Origin of the sequence: Flavobacterium sp. XGLA_31 (genome assembly GCF_051547105.1) — a bacterium.
Lineage (GTDB): Bacteria > Bacteroidota > Bacteroidia > Flavobacteriales > Flavobacteriaceae > Flavobacterium.
The window spans coordinates 52,247-73,071 of record NZ_JBPTTM010000004.1 but is presented as its reverse complement, the minus strand read 5'-3'; the positions used below and the strand labels follow the sequence as shown (position 1 = coordinate 73,071).

Below are 20,825 nucleotides of genomic sequence, written 5' to 3'. Positions count from 1 at the left end.
AATCAATGGGTTTAGCTATGGTGCTGTTCGGTTTTTGCTGCCGATTCTAAGGCATCGATGTTGTCAAATTCGGGACGGTGTTTGCGGGCTTTGGACCACATGAGGTAGAAGGCCGGGATGACAAACAGGGTGAGAATTAACGAGAAGATGGTTCCGCCCACAATGACTACTCCCATACCGATACGACTGGTGGCCGCGGCTCCGAGCGATAAGGCAATGGGCAAGGCCCCGAGGGCAATGGCCAAACTGGTCATCAGGATGGGACGTAAGCGCGATTCTGCGGCTTGGATGATGGCGTCGTATTTGGACAATCCCTGCTCGCGAAGCTGGTTGGCAAATTCTACAATCAGGATTCCGTTTTTTGTCACGAGCCCGATGAGCATTACGGTACCGATTTGGCTGAAGATATTCCAGGTTTGGCCAAATAACCAAAGAGAGAATAGGGCTCCGGCCACTGCCATAGGCACGGTGAGGATGATGATGAGCGGGTCGACAAAGCTTTCAAACTGGGCGGCTAAAATTAAATAAATCAGCAGCAAAGCCAAACCAAAGGCAAAAGTGGTGTTGGAGCTACTTTCTACAAAGTCGCGCGATTCTCCGCCCAAATCGGTGGTGAAAGTATCGTCTAATACTTTGGCTTTGATGTCGTTCATGGCTTCGATACCGTCGCCCATGCTTTTGCCGGGTGCCAAACCGGCCGAGATGGTGGCCGACATGTAACGGTTGTTGTGAAATAACTGAGGCGGATTGCTTTGTTCGTCTACCCGAACCACATTGTCTAACTGGATGAGTTCGCCTTTGTTGTTTTTGACAAACATGGAAGTCAGGTCTAAGGGTTCGTCGCGGTCTTTTTTGTCAAACTGTCCAATAACCTGATACTGCTTGCCGTTTTGCATGTAGTAGCCAAAGCGCTGACCGCTTAAGGACAGCTGGAGGGTTTGGGCTACATCGAGTACGGAAATACCGAGGCTTTCCGCTTTTTCTCTGTCAATAGTAACGTTGATTTCGGGTTTGTTGAACTTGAGGTTCACATCGACATTGGAAAAGACGTCGCTCTTGTTGGCTTCTTCCATAAACAGCGGAATCTTTTCGCGCAGCTTTTCAAAGTTGGGTGCCTGTATGATGTACTGAATGGGCAGTCCGCCACGGCGGTTTACCGCTATGGTGGGTTGCTCAGAAACGGTGACTTTGGCCTGAGTGTATTTTTTGGTCCACTTGTTGAGGTTGTCGGCAATTTCCTTTTGGCCGGTGGTGCGGTCTTCGGGGTCTTTGAGTGCCAATCGCACCCTTCCGGTATTGACGGAAGACGACATAAAGCCGGGTGCTGTGATGACCAAAGCGATTTTCTTTTCGGGGACACTGTCGTTGATTAGTTTGGCCAAATCGAGCATGAAGTTATCGGTATACTCGTAGGAAGCGCCCTCGGGAGCGGTAACCCCCATGATGACTAAGCTTCGGTCGTCATAAGGAGCGGTTTCCTTAGGCAGTATTTTAAAGAATAGGACAATCAGCCCAATACAGATGATTACGATGGGGAAACTCAACCATTTTTTGCGCATGAAATTTTCAAGGGATTGCGCATAGCCTTTGTTCAGGGCTTCAAAATAGGGTTCGGTAAAGGTGTAGAATTTGGTTTTCTTTTGTTCTCCGCCTTTCATTAAATAAGCGTTTAACATTGGCGTCAACGTTAAGGACACAAAGGCCGAAACCAGCACCGCTGCCCCGATGACGACTCCGAATTCGCGGAATAAGCGTCCCACAAAGCCTTCTAGGAAGATGATGGGTAAGAACACGGCGGCGAGTGTGATGGAGATGGAAATGACGGCAAAGAAAATTTCGTTGGAGCCTTTGATGGCGGCCTCGATAGGCGTCATGCCTTCCTCTACTTTTTTGAAGATGTTTTCAGTCACTACAATTCCGTCATCGACCACCAAGCCGGTGGCCAGAACGATGGCTAAGAGTGTTAGCACATTGACTGAGAACCCGCAAAGGTACATGATGAAAAAGGTGGCAATCAGTGACACCGGGATGTCAATCAGTGGACGGAATGCGATGGCCCAATCGCGGAAAAACAAGAAGATAATAAGGATTACGAGGATAATTGAGACCAAGAGGGTCTCGGCTACTTCGACTACTGATTTTTTGATGAATACGGTGTTGTCTAAGGCGACATTCAGTTTGATGTCTTTGGGCAGGTCCTTTTTGAGCAGTGCGTATTGTTTGTAAAATTCTTTAGAGATATCGAGGTAGTTGGTTCCCGGTTGAGGTACCAAGGCCAGTGCGACCATGGTTTGGTCATTGGCTTTGAACTGGGTTTCCTGATTTTCAGAATCCAATTGCGCATGGCCGATGTCGCTGAGGCGAACGGTTTTGGCACCGTCAGCTACGATGATGATGTCGTTAAACTCTTTCTCGGTAGAAAGATTCCCCATGGTTTTTACGGTAAGCTCGGTATTTTTACCGGTTAGTTTTCCCGAAGGCAACTCTACGTTTTGTTTTTCGAGGGCGGCTCTGACATCTGAAACGGTCACACCATAGGAAGTGAGTTTGGCCGGGTCAATCCAGAGTCGCATGGAGTATCGTTTTTGTCCCCATATCTGTACGCTGCTGACACCGGGTATGGTTTGCAGGCGTTCGGCGATGACATTTTCGGCATAGTCGCTCAGGGCCAATACATCTTTGGTGTCGCTTTGTACGGTCATTGAAATGATGGCTTCGGAGTCGGCATCTGCTTTGGACACTACCGGCGGGGCATCAATGTCCTGCGGTAAGCTTCTGACGGCTTGCGATACCTTGTCGCGTACATCGTTGGCGGCTTCTTCTAAGTTTTTTTCGAGTTTGAACTCAATGGTAATGTTGCTCGATCCCTGGTTGCTGGAGGAAGTGATATTTCGAATTCCGTCAATGGAATTGATGGCTTTTTCGAGGGGCTCGGTGATTTGCGACTCAATGATGTCTGCATTGGCACCGGTGTAGTTGGTGCGCACCGAAATTTGTGCGGGGTCAATGGAAGGAAACTCACGAACCCCCAAATAGCTGTATCCAATGATTCCGAACAGAATGATGGTCAGATTGATGACAATCGTAAAAACCGGTCGTTTGATGCTTAAGGTCGATAAACTCATGGTCTTATTTTTGTTTTACTTTGATGTCGGCATCGTCTTTGAGCGACATCATGCCGGTCGTAATTAAACTGTCGCCGGCTTTGAGCCCCGAGGTAATCACGATATTTTTGTCGGTGCGGGTAAGGGCTTCGATTTTTACTTCTTTGGCTTTGCCGTTTTGGGCAATGTAGACTACTTTACCCTCTTGTACCGGTACTACTACTTCGGTTGGGATGATGATGGCGTCTTTGATATTTTTTAAAGGCAAGTCGACTGAGGCGAAGGTTCCCGGAAGTAATTTTCCTGCCGAGTTATTGATTAGGGCTCTGATTTTCAGGGTGCGTGTTGTCAATTCGATACCGGGTTCTAAAGCATAGATTTTGGCGGTGAATTTTTCTGTTATATTGGGAACGGTAAAGGTAATTTCGGAACCTTTGGTAATTTCGGTAGCGTATTTTTCGGGAAGCGAAAAAGTGATTTTTAAAGGATTGGTATTGACTAAATTGGCAATAACCGTTGCGGGGGTAACATAGGTTCCCGGTGAGATATTGCGCAAGCCTATTTTACCTGAGAACGGAGCTTTAATGCTGGTTTTCCCGATTTGGGCGTTGATTAATTGGGTTTGGGCTTTGGCCGTACGGTAATCGGCAGTGGCAATGTCGTATTCTTCCTGACTGATTGCTTCTTTTTGCAGTAATAGTTTTGCTCTTCTTTCATTTTCGGCTGCCAGGCTTTCCTTGGTCTTGGCTTGGGCCAATTGGGCGCGCAATTCGATGTCATCCACTTTTACCAATACTTGTCCCTGGCTCACCTGACTGCCTTCTGTAAAAGAAATGCTTTTCACAATTCCCGAAACTTCGCTGTGAATTTCAATTTGTTCATTGGCTTCAATGGAACCGGACAGCGTAATGGCATTGGTAAAACTTTGTGGTTCTACGACCATTGTACTTACGGTAACGGGTGGTTTTTTTCCGTTTTTATCGTTTCCTTTTTCGTTTTCGGCTTTGTTTTTGGTAATTCGGTAGGCTATCATGCCGCCCAGAGCTATAACAAGAATACTGATAATAAGGTGCTTTGATTTCATTTATACGAATGAATTTGGTGCTGTTGCGGTTTTCGGTACAAAACTACTTTTTACGAATGAAAACAGCATTAGGGTTAATTTTTATTTAACACTTGTACATACAACTATCTTTAGCTGATGTAGTTCCAAATGTTTTTCTTTTTTGAAAGTTCAAGGAAAACGGACTTGAGTGTTTGATGCTCGGGCAGGGCCATTGCCGGATCGCGTTTTAATAGTTTAATGGCTTCATTGCGGGCTACCAAAAGGATGTCTTTATCTTTGACCAAATCGGCAATTTGGAGATGGAGAACACCACTTTGCTGTTTGCCCATGATATCTCCGGGGCCGCGCAGTTTCAAATCTACTTCGGCAATTTCAAAGCCATCGTTGGTTTTACACATGGTTTCCAAGCGGATTTTGCTGTCGTTTGACAGTTTGAAGGAAGTCATCAATATGCAGTAACTCTGTTCGGCACCACGACCTACACGCCCGCGGAGCTGATGTAGTTGGGACAGGCCAAAACGCTCGGCGCTTTCAATAATCATGACGCTGGCATTTGGCACATTGACACCCACCTCAATTACAGTGGTGGCTACCATGATGTTGGTTTTTCCTTCGGCAAAGCGCTTCATTTCGGCCTCTTTTTCGGCTGGTTTCATTTTGCCATGCACAATGGAAATGCTGTATTGGGGCAAAGGGAAGTCCCGGGAGATGCTTTCGTACCCGTCCATCAAATCTTTGTAATCCATGGTTTCACTTTCTTTGATGAGCGGATACACGATATAGATTTGCCGCCCTTTGGCGATTTCGTCTCTGATGAATTTCCACACCTTGAGGCGGTTGCTGTCGTAGCGGTGCACTGTTTGGATAGGCTTTCGGCCCGGCGGCAACTCGTCGATGACCGAAATGTCTAAATCGCCATAGAGGCTCATAGCCAATGTACGCGGAATAGGCGTAGCGGTCATGACTAAAATGTGAGGAGGAATGTCATTTTTGGTCCAAAGCTTGGAACGCTGTTCTACACCAAAGCGATGCTGCTCATCAATAATGGCCAAGCCCAGTTTGTGGAACTGTACTTTGTCTTCGAGCAGGGCGTGCGTGCCGATGAGGATGTGTAAAGTGCCATTTTCCAGTTCTTCGTGGATGATTTTCCGTTCTGCCGGCTTGGTGGAACCGGTTAGTATTTTGATGTTGATGTTGAGGTCTTTGGCTAATTCGGTTAGACCGTTGAAATGCTGGGTGGCCAAAATTTCGGTAGGCGCCATGAGGCAACTTTGGAAGCCGTTGTCTAAGGCAATCAGCATGCTCATTAATGCCACGATGGTTTTGCCCGAACCCACATCGCCCTGCAGTAAACGATTCATTTGAGCGTTGGTTCCCATGTCATTTCTAATTTCCTTGAGCACTTTTTTTTGGGCATTTGTAAGTTCAAAGGGTAAATGATTCCGGAAGAACGTATTGAAATAATCGCCCACAACAGTAAAAGCATGGCCTTTAATCTTGTGTTTGCGGACCAGGTTTTTGGTAATCAACTGCAATTGGATGAAGAACAATTCTTCAAATTTCAAACGAAACTGCGTTTTGGACAAGAGTTCCTGACTTTTTGGGAAATGGATGTTGAACAAAGCCGCATTCTTTGGAATCAGTTTTAAGCTTTCCAAGAGATAGGGTGGCAGGGTTTCGGTAAACTTAGCCTGTGTTTCGATAAATAATTGCTGCATCATCTTGTTGATGACCCGGTTGGAAATACCTCTGTTGGTTAGCGTTTCAGTAGAGGGATAGACCGGTTGCATGGCCGAGCGCAGGTTTTGTTCGTGCTCGTTAAGCAGTTCCATTTCGGGATGAGCCATGTTGAACGTGTTTCCGAAAGAGGTGGTTTTGCCGAAAATCACATAAGGGACATTGAGTTTCAAACTATCGCGTATCCATTTGTGGCCTTGAAACCAAACCAGATCCATTTCGCCGGTATCATCAATAAAAGTAGCCACGAGTCTTTTTTTGGCTTTGCCGAATTCGACGGTTTTGATGTTGATGATTTTGCCGATGAGTTGAACTTCGCTGTCGCTTTTTTGCAACTCGTTGATTTTGTAATACCGTGTCCGGTCGATGTAACGATTCGGAAAAAAATTAACCAAATCCTCATACCGATGAATGCCCAACTCTTTGCGTAACAACTCACCGCGTTGTGGGCCAACACCTTTGAGGTATTCGATGGGAGTTTGCATAAGAGGGTAGGACATGGCAGCGAATTAGTGTAGCGAAGATAGTTTTTAATTTGAAGATTTAAAAATGAGTGAGTTTGAAAATGCTTATATTCGTATCAAATATTGTATTCCAATGCGTCACTTATTTTTTCTCCTCTTTACACTACTTTCTTTTGCTCAACAAACCCAAAAGGTTGATTTTATACAATGTGATGCCTTTATAACTCCGGATTTTCAATTGAAGCAAGTTACCGGTAGTGTACAATACCAGTTTAAGGTTCTATCAGCGATTGATACTATTCGGATTGATGCCAAAAGTATGGTTTTTGACAAAGTCATGATTAACGGGAAAAGCGTTCAATACAAGAATAACACGAAAGAACTACTGCTATTTGAAGGATTTAAGACCGGAAAAAACAAGTTGACTTTCAGTTACAAAGCCTCTCCGAAACAAACGATGTATTTTATTGGTGAGGGTGATAGTCGACAGATTTGGACACAAGGACAAGGGAAATATACCAGCCATTGGTTGCCGAGTTTTGATGATGTGAATGAGAAATTGATTTTTAACATGACTGTTACTTATGAGAAAGGGTTCAACGTTATTGCTAATGGTTTTTTAAAGAGTGTTCGCAATGCGGATATGACAAAAGATTGGTACTACAGTATGGAAAAACCCATGAGCTCTTATTTGGTTATGCTGGCTATTGGCGATTTTAACAATAAGGTTGTCGCATCTGCATCGGGTGTTCCGCTTCAAATGTTTATTCAGCCCAAAGACACTGCAAAGTTTGAATCGACTTATCGGTATTCCAAGGAAATTTTTGATTATCTCGAAAAGGAAATCGGGGTGAAATATCCGTGGAAAGTCTACAAGCAAATTCCGGTGGAAGACTTTTTATACGCCGGGATGGAGAATACTTCTGCCACGTTATTTGCACAGGATTTTGTGGTGGACGATTTGGACTTTAATGACCGAAACTATGTCAATGTCAATGCCCACGAGTTGGCTCATCAGTGGTTTGGTGATTTGGTAACCGCCAGCTCGGGAGAAAATCATTGGCTGCAGGAAGGATTTGCGACCTATTATGCTTTGTTGGCAGAGCGACAGGTTTTTGGCGAGGATTATTTTTACCATCAGTTGTATCGTTCCTCTTTACAGTTGCGTAATGCGGCTAAAAGTGATACCATTCCGGTGATGAATGAGAAAGCGAGTTCTTTGTCTTTTTATCAAAAAGGAGCATGGGCGTTGCATATCATACGCGAAGCTATCGGACCGAAGGCATTTCAGAAAGCAGTAAAAAGGTATTTGAAAAAATACCAATACAAGAATGTGAAGACCGATAATTTCCTGGCAGAAATCAGAAAGGTTTCCGATTTTGATACGGAGCAATTTGTCAAAATCTGGTTGTTGGATTATCATTTTCAAACCGAAGAAGCCAATGTCTTGCTGAAGAAGAATGCTTTTATGCAAAAGCTGTTTGAGACTCAGCAATTGCGTAAAAAGACCTTTGCAGAAAACAAAGAAACCTATAAGCAGCTGTTACAATCGAATGTATTTTATCCGGTTAAGACTGAGATTTTGTATCAAATCAAATACATTCCGTTTGAAGACAAAAAAGAGTTACTGCTATTGGCTTTGCAAACAAATGATGTGAAAGTGCGCCAATCTGTGGCAGAGTTTACAGAAGAAATTCCGGTTGAATTTAAAGCTCAATATGAAAGTTTGCTGGAAGATCCATCTTATGATACTAAGGAAATTGCTTTTATGAATTTGTGGAAAAATTTTCCGGAGAGCCGAAGTGTTTATTTAGCCAAAGCCCAAAACTGGATTGGCGGTAATGATAAAAGTCTGCGTATTTTATTCCTGACTTTTTCAGTCTTTTCTCTGCCAAGTGACAGTGTAGAAAAAGCCAATTATTACAAAGAACTGGTTGCATATACGTCACCCAAATATGAAAGTTCCGTGCGACAAAATGCCATTGTCAATGCACTTACCGTAAACGATAAGGATCCTGAGGTTTTGAAAAACTTGGTGAATGCCACTACGCATTTCAAATGGCAGTTTAGCAAATTCGGCCGGGACAAAATCAGGGAATTGTTGCAGTTGGAGGGGTATAGGGCTTTATTCGAAAACCTGAACGGACTTTCGGAAAATGAAAATGCACGGTTGCAAAAGCTTTTAAAAGAATAAGAGATGAGAGCTTTAGTGATTTCGGGTGGTGGCAGTAAAGGAGCCTTTGGTGGGGGAGTGGCGCAGTATTTACTTCAGGAAAAATTCCATAAATACGATATTCTTATCGGAAGTTCTACCGGTAGTTTGCTTATTCCGCATTTGGCACTGGGCAATGTAGAAAAAATACACGGGATTTATACCAGTGTTACCATGGGAAAGATTTTTGACATCAATCCGTTTGTAGTCAAACACAAAGATGGGGTGGATTTGGTAACCATCAACCACTTTAACGTGCTGTTGCAGTTTTTCAGAGGAAAGCGAACGTTTGGCGAAAGCCATAAGCTGTTGCATTATATTAAAGAAAATTTCACGGAAGCAGAGTTTACGCAACTTAAAAACTCTTTCTGTGATATAGTCGTTACAGTGACCAATCTTTCTAAAAACGATGTAGAATACAAGTCGATAAAAGATTTTGACTACAAAGAGTTTTGCGAATGGGTTTGGATTTCGTGCAACTACATTCCCTTTATGAGTTTGGTTACCAAAAACAATTGTGAATATGGAGATGGAGGATTTTCCAGTTTGGTTCCCATACGGGAAGCCATAAACCGTGGAGCGACTGAAGTGGATGTGGTGATTTTGGAAACGGAAATGCAAATCACGCCAAGAAAAGTGGGCAAAAATCCTTTTTCACTGATGATTGATTTGTTTCAAACATTGCTCAATCAAGTGGAGAAGCACGATATTACGATAGGAAAATTGGCAGCGAAAAACAAAAATGTAAAGCTCAATTTATACTATACTCCAACCACGCTGACCAATAATGCCTTAATATTCAACAAGGAAAAAATGAAAATTTGGTGGCAACAAGGTTATGATTATGCTAAAAACAAAAGTGAACTGATGAGTGATAATCTGCCGTGATTATACTTTGTAAAACAGCAGTTTGAAGGAGGTGCCTTCCCCGACCTTTGAGGAAACAGTTATAGTGCCGTTCAACTTTCTGACCAAACTTTGTACGGTGGCCAAACCGATTCCGGTACCTACATTATTAAATCGATCGGGTTCATCAGAATGCGTAAACATTTCAAAGATACTGTCCAGTTTCTCCTCAGGAATTCCTCTTCCATTGTCTTTGACTATGATTTCAAAGTGATTGAAAAAGTCTTGGGCTTCAATGGTAATCCGGCATTTTTCTTTGTCATTGTATTTGATGGCATTGCTCATCAGATTCATTATTATCTGTTTGAATGCCGGGCGGTAATGGTATAAGGTTATTTTTTCGGTAGGTAAAATAAATTCGTGTTCGTTTTTAAAATCAAGTAAAGAAATGCATTTTTTCAGTAGTTTATCTAATTCAAAATACTCTTTTTCTGCGGTTGATTTCGCGACGTTTTTATAAGATTTTAAAGTAATGTCAATATAATCTTTTAATTTTTCAATCGAATCTTTAATTTTTCCGACAAATAATTTACCGGTATCGCTTAATTCCTCTCCACATTCTTCAATTAAAAATTTAGAGAGCTCCATGATATTATTTAAGGGTGATTTAAGATCATGCGTGATAACATGTGAAAAATTTTCCAACTCATGATAACTGTTTTTAAGCTGTTCGTTTTTTTCCAGCAATTGGAAATTGGCTTTCTTCAGTTCGATGAGTTTGATTACCTGATGGCCTAAGATTTCCAAGGCATTTTTTTGGAAGGGAGTTAATACTTTGGGCTTCGTATCAATAACACAAAGGGTGCCTAGTGGAAGATTGTTTTTGTCAATCAGTTGGGTACCGGCATAAAAGACAATATTAGGACTCTCCAACACTAAAGGAGAATCATGAAAACGGTCATCATTACGGGCATCTTCAACCTGAAATAGATGCTCTTCGTTAATGGCATGAGCACAAAAAGAAATTGTTCTTGAAGTTTCGGGGATGGTGATACCAAAAGTTGACTTAAACCATTGTCGGTCTCTATCAACCAAGGAGACCAGAGAAATGGGAGTCTCACAAATTTCAGAAGCCAAACGAGTAATGTCGTCAAAATCTTTTTCATATTCAGTATCCAAAATATGATACTCTTCCAAGGCTTTTATTCTTTTGCCTTCTTTTGAATGTGGTTGCGGGGCTAACATATAAATTACTGCTTTTAATTGGGGGGTTCAAACTTACTCATTAATTTAACTTGATTGTTAAAAAGAAAGGTTAAAATTCGCTTATTATATTTGTAGAATAATACTTATATTTGGTATTCTAATCTTCTCATTATGTTGGTCAAAGTTTTTGGAAGTGCAGTATTTGGCGTAGAGGCAACTACTGTGACAGTGGAAGTTAATATTGATAAAGGAATTGGATATCATTTAGTCGGTTTACCTGATAACGCTATTAAAGAGAGTAGTTATCGTATTGCGGCTGCTTTGAAGAATAATGAATACTACTTTCCCGGTAAAAAAATAACCGTAAACATGGCGCCGGCTGATTTGCGCAAAGAAGGCTCGGCTTATGATTTGACTTTAGCCATAGGGATTTTGGCTGCTTCAGAACAAATAAAAGCGGATGTAGTAAATCAATATGTCATCATGGGGGAATTGTCTTTAGACGGCAGTTTGCAGCCTATAAAAGGGGCTTTGTCTATAGCTATTAAAGCCAAAGAAGAAGGATTTAAAGGCTTTTTTCTTCCGATTCAAAACGTAAAAGAAGCAGCCATTGTTCAGGAGCTTGAGGTGTATGGAGTTGAAAATGTTACTCAAGTGGTTGATTTTTTTGAAGGCAAAGGCACTCTTGAACCCACAATAATTAATACCAGAGAAGAATTTTACCAAACTTTAGACTTTCCGGAATTTGATTTTGCCGATGTGAAAGGGCAGGAGAGTATTAAGCGTTGTATGGAAATTGCTGCGGCGGGCGGGCACAATATCATTCTCATAGGTCCACCGGGCTCCGGTAAGACCATGTTGGCCAAAAGATTACCAAGTATACTGCCGCCTATGACACTGAAAGAAGCCTTAGAAACTACTAAAATTCATAGCGTAGCCGGAAAGATAAAAGACGTTGGACTGATGAATCAAAGACCATTCAGGAGTCCTCATCATACTGCCTCAAGTGTGTCCTTGGTAGGAGGCGGAAGTTATCCGCAACCGGGAGAAATTTCATTGGCACACAATGGCGTTTTATTTTTAGACGAATTGCCCGAGTTCAAGAGAGAAGTTTTGGAAGTGATGCGACAACCGTTGGAAGACCGGGAAGTAACCATATCCAGAGCAAAATTTACAATAACTTATCCGTCTTCATTTATGTTGGTGGCCAGTATGAACCCAAGCCCCGGCGGTTATTTTAATGACCCGAATGCACCTGTCAGCTCTTCACCGGCTGAGATGCAGCGTTATTTAAGTAAAATCTCCGGACCACTGTTGGACCGAATTGACATTCATATTGAAGTGACTCCCGTTCCCTTTGAAAAACTTACCGAAACGCAAGCGGCTGAAAGCAGTATCCAGATTAGACAACGGGTAACCAAAGCCCGTGAAATTCAGTCCAAACGATTTGAGGCTTTTGAAAACATTCATTACAATGCCCAAATGGGAACCAAGCAGATTCGAGAATACTGTGCTTTGGAAGAGACATCATTGCAACTTTTAAAAACTGCTATGGAACGTCTCAATCTCTCTGCCAGAGCTTATGACCGCATCCTTAAAGTAGCCAGAACTATAGCCGATTTGGATGTGGTAGAATCCATAAATTCCAATCATATTGCAGAAGCCATCCAATACCGAAGTCTGGACAGAGAAGGATGGTTGGGTTAACGGGTCTTTTTTTGCGGACCCAATGCTTTAACCAGCGCATCAGCTTTTTTACATCCTTTGATAAACCAATCATGTTTTTTTAATTGGTCGTCATATATTCTTTGAGAATGTTTTCCAATAGCTCTTTATCGATTGGTTTCGGGATGTAATCGTTCATGCCGTATTCAATACACTTCTCTTTTTCGCCCACAATAGTTCCGGCTGTTAAGGCAATGATAGGGAGCTTATCGGCATTGGGCAGTTTGCGGATTTCAGTTGTTGCTTCATACCCGTTCATCACAGGCATTTGAATGTCCATTAAGATTAAATCGGGCAGAAGGTTTTGTGCTTTTTCAAGGACATCTTTGCCGTTTTCAAATTCAAAAATTTCGGCATTGGGTAGTATTTGTTTTACCAAAGTCTTGGCCAGCAGCATGTTGATTTTATTGTCTTCCACAACATAAATCGTTTTACTTTCTTGTGAAATGATATGGGTTTGTGTGGCCACTTTATTATGGGAATCCATTTTTTCTGAGGGAGATACTTCATTGGAATAGGCAACCTCCAGCACAAAGCTAAAGTCGCTGCCTTTGTCAGATTCACTGGTGAGCTCCAGTTTGCTTTGCATTAAGCCTAATAGTTGGTTTGAAATGGAAAGCCCTAAGCCCGTACCGCCAAATTTTTTGGTGGTTGAATTATCTTCCTGAGAAAAGGCTTCAAAAATTTTTTGCTGGTTTTTCTTTTTGATACCGATGCCGGTATCTTTTACCGAAAAGCGCAATTTTATTTTGTCATTTTCAAGTAGCTGAATAGCTGAAATGCTGAGGTCGATGCTTCCTTTTTCAGTAAATTTCACAGCGTTGCTCAACAGGTTTATCAACACTTGTTTCAAACGGATGTAATCTATCCAAATGTATTTGGGAACATTTTCTTCAATATTCAGGTTGAGTTGAAGGTGCTTGTTGTCGGCTTCATATTTTATCAACTCCACCACTTGATTGGCGACATCGGTTACATTTACCTTTTCAATGTTCAGCTCTAGTTTTCCCGATTCAATTTTAGAAAAATCCAGTATGTTGTTGATGACTTCCATCAGAGCATTGGCAGACTGATTGATGGTGTTCATGTAGTTTTTCTGGATGCTTTCCAACTCGGTATTCATTAAAAGTTCTGTAAATCCTATGATTCCGTTTAAAGGAGTTCGGATTTCATGACTCATATTGGCCAGAAACTCTGATTTAGCTCTGTTAGCAGCTTCAGCATAATTTTTGGCTTTAATGGCTTCTTCGGCTTCCATTCTTTTAGTGATATCAATAAAGATACCCACGATATAAACAATTTCATCTCCTTTGAAAATAGGCTCTCCGAATTCTTCTACCCAAATATAATGCCCTGATTTATTAATGATGCGATAAATCAAATGAATTTTCTGTTTGTCTTTAAATAATTCATTTGCCTTAGCTTGCACTGTCTTGAGATCGTCCGGGTGTACCAAATCGATGTAGTGGATTTTATTTGACAAAAAATCCTCTTTCGGGTAACCGGTCAAAGTTTCAATTTCGTCATTCAAGTACACTTTAGACCATTTTTCATCATATTTTGATAAGTGTACTGTACCCGGGATATTGTTGGCCAATAACTTAAATTTTTCTTCACTTTCCTGTAGCATCGCTTCATTGATATTCCGCTCAATAGCATAGGAAATATTGTTAGTTAGGGTCAGCAAGGCACTGACTTCATCCGAAGACCATTCTCTTTCGTTAGTAGAATCATCAAAAACGATAAAGCCGTAGAAAGCCGATTTTATGAAAATAGGGATGAAAAGAATCGACTTGGTTCCTAATTGTTGCAAATACTCACGAGCAGCTTCATCCGGCATTTTTCTAACGATTGAAAAGTAGATGTTGTTTTTATTCATTTCCGCCGAAATGCTTGGAATAGCATCATGAGATACGTTAATCAGTTTAGGGTTTGGCGCCGTTGGTGCTTTACCATCAGCTGTCCATCGGTATTTTTGGGAATATGTTTTGGTTGCTGCATTGTTTTCAAAAAAGGAGAGTTTGTCCACATGGGTCACATTTCCGATAGTTTCTAAAATGCCGTTGAAAATTTCTCCGGTGTTTTTCGACAATAAGAACTTTTCTGTGTTTTTAATAATTTCAACCAGTATGTCACTTTTATAAGTAAGCTTCTTTTCAGCTTCAATGCGCATTTGTGATTCTATGGCAATGGCAATCAAATCACCAATGGATCGGGCAAAATTGATGTCCTCATTGTCCCATTCGACAGCGGTTTCAATTTTTTCAAAACACAGGATTCCAATTATTTTTCCATTGAGAAATATGGGAGTGTCCAATAGTGATTTGATATTGTTTTTGGGAAAATAGTCCAAACAAAGTTCCTGGGTGATATTGTTGTTGTACACGTTGGAAGCTACAATTTGGGCTCCGGATTCTATTTGTTTAAAATACTGTGGGTAATTTTCTATCCCCAGAAAAAAGTTCTTTTCGAATCGGTCACTTTGCAGGTAATACAAGCTTTCACAGCGCAATCCTTCAGCTACGTAGGACCAATAACTGACGCGGTCGATGCTGCAATTGGTTCCGGCGACTTTTAGAATATTTTTTAAAATCCCGTTAAATGTATCTTTGTTGGAATAGCTTTGTGAGGTTAGTTTTTTCAGTGTTTCATTGTGAACTCTTACTTTTTTACTTCGGTTGTAATGTTCGATTTCCAGATTCTTCACCAAGGTAATATCTCTGGCAATAGCCGAATAGCCAATAACATCTCCTTTTTCATCTTTTTTCAGAGTAACCTTTTGGGAAACCCATATGGCATCACCGTCTTTTTTCAATAACGGAAAAACCAAGTCACTGTACTCTCGGGCTTCTTTCGGAACGTCTTTGTAAAAATCGGTGACATAGTCCAAATAATCGTGGCGGATGAAACGGGAATAATGTTTGTTTAAAATATCTTCTCTGTTGTAGCCAAGGGTTTTTTCTGTGAAATGATTCACATAGGTCACCATGGAATCCAAATCAATTTCATAAATTAAATCAGCGGCCGATTCGATAAGACTTCTGTATTGGTCCTTAATATTGACCTGCTCGGTGACATCCTGTCCAATCCCGATACTGATATTGTCAGAGTACTTTTTATCTTTCCATTGGATGTATTTGTATTCACCGTTTTTAGCTTTCAGTTTTCGGACATGCAGACGGTTGTCGATAAAAGTATCATGATAAGCTTCCCCAATAAAATCTGGGTCTTCTGTCAATTCCCAAAAACCCATACCCAGCATTTCGGACACTTTATATCCCAAAATTTCCTCTACGGATTCACTGCAAAAAGAGACCTCTCCTTTTTTATTGGTCGTAATAATTAGCGAGTTTCCGTTATTGACAATGATGTCCGAAAAAAGAAATTTATTACGGGTTTCCAACAAAGCCAGGTGCCTGGAGATGTGTATGGCAATAATGGCGATGAAAGCACAAATGAGTAAAATAATTTGTTTGGGTTCGATAATTTCAAATCGATAGGCAATCAGTAGTGTTGAAAAAAATAGCAGAACAAAAAACCAATAATGAATGATGTTTTTAATAACAAAATAGGAAAGGAAGAGCCCCACAACCAGAGCAATGTATGACAATAATTCAAAAGGCTCAAAGAACACATTGTATACGACATAACCAAAATAAGCAAAGTAACAAGTAGGGAAGATGTAATTGATATACCGGTTAAAGTTTTGATATTTTGTGGATAAAAAATAAAAAACCAATAACAAAGCACCTACCGAAAAATTAACGGCTAAGTGATTGGATTGTCGAAGTTCAAAAACGTCAACTATAGTCTCAATCAGCGGGATGGTAATACCGAAAAAAAGAAAATAGATTCGGAACTGTTCCTCTTTAGGTTCGAACTCTGCATAATTGTTGCTGAGGTTTAACTTTTTTTGGAGTGTTTTGTTTATAGCAATGTAAAACAGGAACAAAATAATTGATAACAGACAAATAATTATATAACTATTTATGCTGGCAGAATAAACAGGGGTGTTCAAAGTCTTGTAGTTTTATACAATTAGACGATTCTTTTTAAATTAAAAATTTCTGTTACAATATACATAAAAAAATAAAAAGAAGTGAGGTATTTAAAGCGGCAATTTTTTGGATTTTATGAAAACCATTTTAAAATTTTTTTAATCAAAGCTGTTTTTCCTTTGTAAGGAGCATACCGGAATGACAAATCGAGCCAGTTGCCCTTTTTGATGACAGGTTTTTGATGGGAAAAAGTTTGAAAACCAAGCTTCCCGTGATAGGCTCCCATGCCACTGTGACCTACGCCGCCAAAAGGCAGGCGCTTGTTGGCAAAATGAATTACCGTATCATTGATACAGCCGCCGCCAAAAGAATACTCCCGAATGATTTTATGGGCAAACGAAAGGTTCGTTGTAAAAATATAGAGTGATAAAGGCTTTTCATACCGGGCAATAACAGTCTCAATATCTTTTGCCGTTGTGAAAGTCAATAATGGGAGTATCGGGCCGAAAATTTCACTCTGCATTACCGGACTTTCCGGACTCGGTTCCTCTAAAAGAGTAGGGGCTACATAATAATCTTCTGCCGTTGTTTTTCCACCAAAAAGAATCGTTTCGTTTGTTAACAAGGCTACTAATCGGTTCCAGTTTTTGGCATTAATGATACGGGCAAAGTCGGGAGAGGTTTCCGGATTTTCACCATAAGCCAGGGTGATTTCTGCTTTCAAACAAGCAATCAATTCGACCTTGACATTTTGATGCACCAAGATATAATCCGGAGCAATACAGGTTTGGCCCGCATTGATGAATTTGCCCCAAACGATTCTTTTTGCTGTCAATTTTAAATCAGCATTCTCATCAACAATACAAGGGTTTTTACCTCCCAGTTCCAAGGTAACCGGCGTCAGGTTTTCGGCTGCGGCCTTAGCTATAATTTTCCCAACAGCCACACTTCCGGTAAAAAAGATGTAATCCCAACGTTGCGACAATAACTGTTGTGCTACTTCGGCTCCGCCTTCTACACAGTCTACATGGTTTCTTTCAAAAGTTTGACTTATGATTTCAGCAATAACTCGGGATGTGTTAGGTGTTAATTCTGAAGGCTTAACTACCACTTGATTTCCGGCGGCTACCGCTGCGATTAAAGGGGATAAGGACAATTGATAAGGATAATTCCATGGAGCAATAATCAGCACTTTACCATATGGCTCTTGGTACAGATAGTCGGAGGAAGGAAAATTCAAAAGAGAAGGCAAAACCCTTTTTGGTTTTGCCCACTGATGCATGTTTTTGATAGTATAGTTTAATTCAGCTAGAATATAACTGGTTTCACTGAAGACCGACTCAAAAGGCGGTTTCTTAAAATCGGCATATAATGCTTGTATAATTTTTTCCTCATACGACTGAAGGGTAATCAACAGTTTGATCAGGGTTTGTTTTCTGTATTGAATATCCGATTTGAAATGCATTGTCCAATTGGGTTTGTCAGGCAAGGGGTGCTTTTTAATTCAACAAAATCTGACTCTTGCTTATAAAAAGGCCCATCGAAATCCGGTATACAAATCGGCCTGCTTGCTGTCGTTGGCGATTGCCGTTATGATTGAACTCGATCCGATGTAGAATCCTCTGAATCTGAAACCAATTCCCACGCTTGTTCCCGACACATCGTTATTAGATATCGGTAAATAGGTTTCGAACATACCTAAATTCAGTCTTGGGGTTACGGAGAAAATATTGAGTGCTGTAACCTGATCGTTGTCATCGTCATTATTCATTTTTCTTTGCAAATAACCTGTAACATAAACTTTGGGCACTATTTTAAAATCACCATACAAACTGATCAATGCGGGCAATTTTACTTTAAAATCTTTTTGACCACCTACTTTAGTCAGGTATCCATCATTGAGTAAAATAGTTTCTACTTCTCTCAAATTATCAACATTATCAAATTGACTTAAATCTAAAGGATTACTACTGGGAATATTTAAAACATAATTAGTTGATTGGTTATTGCTGTCTTTGAAAGTCATGCTTCCCAGATTTTTTAGAGCCAACCCGGCATTAATTTTATAATTTTTACTGCCTCCTTTCCATTGGTAATTGAAGCCAACATCTGTAGCCATACCATTTAGACCTCCAAAAATAGACTTTCCGTAATCGCTAAAATTGGTAAAACTATCGGCCAGATTTCCGGAGTAGGCAATGTTCAAAGTAGCAGGAGCATTGGTCGTAAGGTATGCCCCACTAAGATTTTCGGTAATCTGTCCGTTAAGATGATTCAAACCGAAATTAGAATACGAGCCCGGAAACAAAACCTTTAGCGTAAGTCCGGCGCTGAAACTATGGTTATCATTTTCGAATAAAATCCGGGCGGCCGAAAAGCCAATTTCACCATAGGCAGCACCATTCAAGCGCTGGTTAGTATTGCTGTTGAGAATGGTAGTATTCAAAATTAAATTATTATTGGCAATAGCATCGCCTATAGCAGGGTCAACATCAATGATGTTGAAATTAGCATGTGCTTTGGAAGTGACTGCAAAACCCCATTTCATCCAGCGCATGGCTACACTCGGGCCGGCTATTTCCGCATCAAAGCGCATGTTCACAGGCTCGGTTCCCGTAAAAATTAAATTTTCCAAATCAGTATCCGAATTTAAGTCGCTGAAACCAATTTTATTATTGGCCACATTAAAACTCATACCGTAAATGTTGATTTCAAATTTTTTGGAAAGGTGGGCGAACTCTGCCGGGTTTAAATTCCCGTTTAAAATACCAACACGATTGGAAGTGCTGATGCCGGAAAAATGGTCTTGAGCCAAAGCACTAAAACCAATAAATAAACCAAGAGTTACGATGATTTTCTTCATAGTAGATGTTGTTTGGGTTATTAACTAAAGGTAAATATACGATTTTACTTTTAAATTAAATTCCAAATGACATCTTTTGGTGTGGGAGCAATGATTTCAAGATTTTCCTTGCTGACCGGGTGGATAAAAACCAATTTTCGTGCATGCAGATGTATGCCTCCATCCGGATTGCTGCGATCGAATCCGTATTTCAAATCACCTTTGATGGGACAGCCAATAGCTGCCAGTTGTGCTCTGATTTGATGATGTCTTCCGGTATGCAAGTTGATTTCCAGCGCAAAATAATTGTCCAATTCTTTGATGATGGTATAATCAAGACTGGCTTTTTTACTTCCGGGGACTTCTTTTAAGTGGGCTTTAGAAGTATTGTTTTTTTCGTTTCGTTTGAGAAAATGTACCAAAGTATCAGTGGTCTTCGGTGGTTTATTCTTGACGACAGCCCAATAGGTTTTCTTTGTTTCGCGGTTGCTGAACAATTCATTCAAACGCGTCAGCGCCTTGCTCGTTCTGGCAAAAACAACAATACCTGTAGTAGGGCGATCTAAGCGGTGCACCACACCCAAAAATACTTCTCCGGGTTTGTTGTATTTTTCTTTGATGTATTCCTTAACTACGTCAGACAAGGGTTTGTCTCCGGTTTTATCGCCCTGAACAATATCTCCTACGCGTTTGTTTACCACAATAATATGGTTGTCTTCGTGAAGAACCTGTAGGTTGTTTTTAGTTGAGACTTGTTTCATTTTCAAATTTTCAAATCGTCAAATTTTCAAATCTGAATTAATACTGCTCATTCTTATTCGGGAAATCCTGCGATTTCACATCCTCCACATATTGTCCGATAGCTTTTGTCATTCCTTCGTATAAGTTCATGTAACGACGCAAAAATCTCGGGCTGAATTCGTTGTTCATCCCCAACATATCGTGTATAACTAAAACTTGTCCGTCAACACCGCCACCGGCTCCTATGCCAATCACCGGAATCGAAATGGTCTTAGCCACTTTCTCGGCCAAAGCCGCCGGGATTTTCTCCAACACCAATGCAAAACAACCGATTCGTTCTAATAATTTGGCATCTTCCAATAGCTTTTCGGCTTCCGCTTCTTCTTTGGCTCTTACTGTATATGTCCCGAATTTGTATATAGATTGTGGTGTCAAACCCAAATGCCCCATGACCGGAATTCCGGCATTCAGGATGCGTTTGATACTTTCTTTAATTTCACTTCCCCCTTCCAGTTTCACCGCGTGACCACCGCTTTCTTTCATAATTCTGATAGCCGAGCGCAAAGCTTCTTTTGGGTCGGATTGGTAACTTCCAAACGGTAAATCTACTACCACTAAAGCTCTGTCAATCGCTCTTACTACAGAAGAAGCATGGTAAATCATCTGGTCTAAAGTAATCGGTAATGTTGTCTCGTGTCCCGCCATCACATTACTGGCCGAATCGCCTACTAAAATCACATCAACACCTGCCGTGTCTACAATTTTAGCCATGGTATAATCATAAGCCGTCAGCATCGAAATCTTCTCACCATTGGCTTTCATGTCAAATAAGGACTTGGTCGTAATTCTTTTGTAATCTTTTTTTGCAGTTGACATAAGTGTTC

Annotated in this window: 12 protein-coding genes; 3 read left to right on the top strand and 9 right to left on the bottom strand. The window is 40.9% G+C overall.

Annotation, left to right across the window (positions count from 1 at the left end):
* Positions 1 to 11 precede the first annotated feature (11 nt).
* From ACSVH6_RS09105 to recG, 3 genes are all read right to left on the bottom strand, one after another.
* Entirely contained in the window at positions 12 to 3,125 is a 3,114-nt protein-coding gene (locus ACSVH6_RS09105) for an efflux RND transporter permease subunit (protein ID WP_438077702.1), read from the bottom strand.
* Between the two features lie 4 nt (positions 3,126 to 3,129).
* Positions 3,130 to 4,188 carry an efflux RND transporter periplasmic adaptor subunit gene (locus ACSVH6_RS09100; protein WP_438077700.1) on the bottom strand — a complete coding sequence of 353 codons (1,059 nt, stop codon included), beginning with the start codon at positions 4,186 to 4,188 and terminating at the stop codon, positions 3,130 to 3,132.
* 110 nt (positions 4,189 to 4,298) lie between these two features.
* Entirely contained in the window at positions 4,299 to 6,407 is a 2,109-nt protein-coding gene (gene recG, locus ACSVH6_RS09095; protein WP_438077698.1) for an ATP-dependent DNA helicase RecG, read from the bottom strand.
* Positions 6,408 to 6,456: 49 nt separating this feature from the next.
* Between recG and ACSVH6_RS09090 the strand changes: the two genes are divergently transcribed.
* Positions 6,457 to 8,565: a M1 family metallopeptidase gene (locus ACSVH6_RS09090; RefSeq protein WP_438077696.1), complete on the top strand. Its 2,109-nt coding sequence runs from the start codon at positions 6,457 to 6,459 to the stop codon at positions 8,563 to 8,565.
* A gap of 3 nt (positions 8,566 to 8,568) precedes the next feature.
* A complete protein-coding gene (locus ACSVH6_RS09085; RefSeq protein WP_438077694.1) occupies positions 8,569 to 9,471 on the top strand; it encodes a patatin-like phospholipase family protein in 903 nt (300 codons plus the stop codon).
* On the opposite strand, the gene ACSVH6_RS09080 is transcribed toward ACSVH6_RS09085, so the two are convergent.
* On the bottom strand, positions 9,472 to 10,674 hold the full coding sequence (locus tag ACSVH6_RS09080; RefSeq protein ID WP_438077692.1) for a sensor histidine kinase: 1,203 nt from the start codon (positions 10,672 to 10,674) through the stop codon (positions 9,472 to 9,474).
* Positions 10,675 to 10,806: 132 nt separating this feature from the next.
* Here ACSVH6_RS09080 and ACSVH6_RS09075 point away from each other — a divergent pair, with 132 nt between their 5' ends.
* Positions 10,807 to 12,342 carry a YifB family Mg chelatase-like AAA ATPase gene (locus ACSVH6_RS09075; RefSeq protein WP_438077690.1) on the top strand — a complete coding sequence of 512 codons (1,536 nt, stop codon included), beginning with the start codon at positions 10,807 to 10,809 and terminating at the stop codon, positions 12,340 to 12,342.
* A 79-nt stretch (positions 12,343 to 12,421) separates the two neighbouring features.
* Here ACSVH6_RS09075 and ACSVH6_RS09070 read toward each other — a convergent pair whose 3' ends face one another.
* The 5 genes from ACSVH6_RS09070 to panB form a co-directional block, all read right to left on the bottom strand.
* Positions 12,422 to 16,378 (bottom strand): PAS domain S-box protein, encoded by a 3,957-nt coding sequence (locus ACSVH6_RS09070; protein WP_438077689.1) that lies wholly within the window; start codon positions 16,376 to 16,378, stop codon positions 12,422 to 12,424.
* Positions 16,379 to 16,491: 113 nt separating this feature from the next.
* On the bottom strand, positions 16,492 to 17,823 hold the full coding sequence (locus ACSVH6_RS09065) for an aldehyde dehydrogenase (RefSeq protein ID WP_438077687.1): 1,332 nt from the start codon (positions 17,821 to 17,823) through the stop codon (positions 16,492 to 16,494).
* A 60-nt stretch (positions 17,824 to 17,883) separates the two neighbouring features.
* A complete protein-coding gene (locus tag ACSVH6_RS09060) occupies positions 17,884 to 19,221 on the bottom strand; it encodes a hypothetical protein (protein WP_438077685.1) in 1,338 nt (445 codons plus the stop codon).
* 50 nt (positions 19,222 to 19,271) lie between these two features.
* Positions 19,272 to 19,961, bottom strand: a complete 690-nt coding sequence (locus ACSVH6_RS09055; protein WP_438077683.1) for an RluA family pseudouridine synthase — start codon at positions 19,959 to 19,961, stop codon at positions 19,272 to 19,274.
* Between the two features lie 37 nt (positions 19,962 to 19,998).
* Complete coding sequence (panB, locus tag ACSVH6_RS09050) at positions 19,999 to 20,817, bottom strand: 3-methyl-2-oxobutanoate hydroxymethyltransferase (protein ID WP_438077681.1); 819 nt, start codon at positions 20,815 to 20,817, stop codon at positions 19,999 to 20,001.
* Positions 20,818 to 20,825 lie beyond the last annotated feature (8 nt).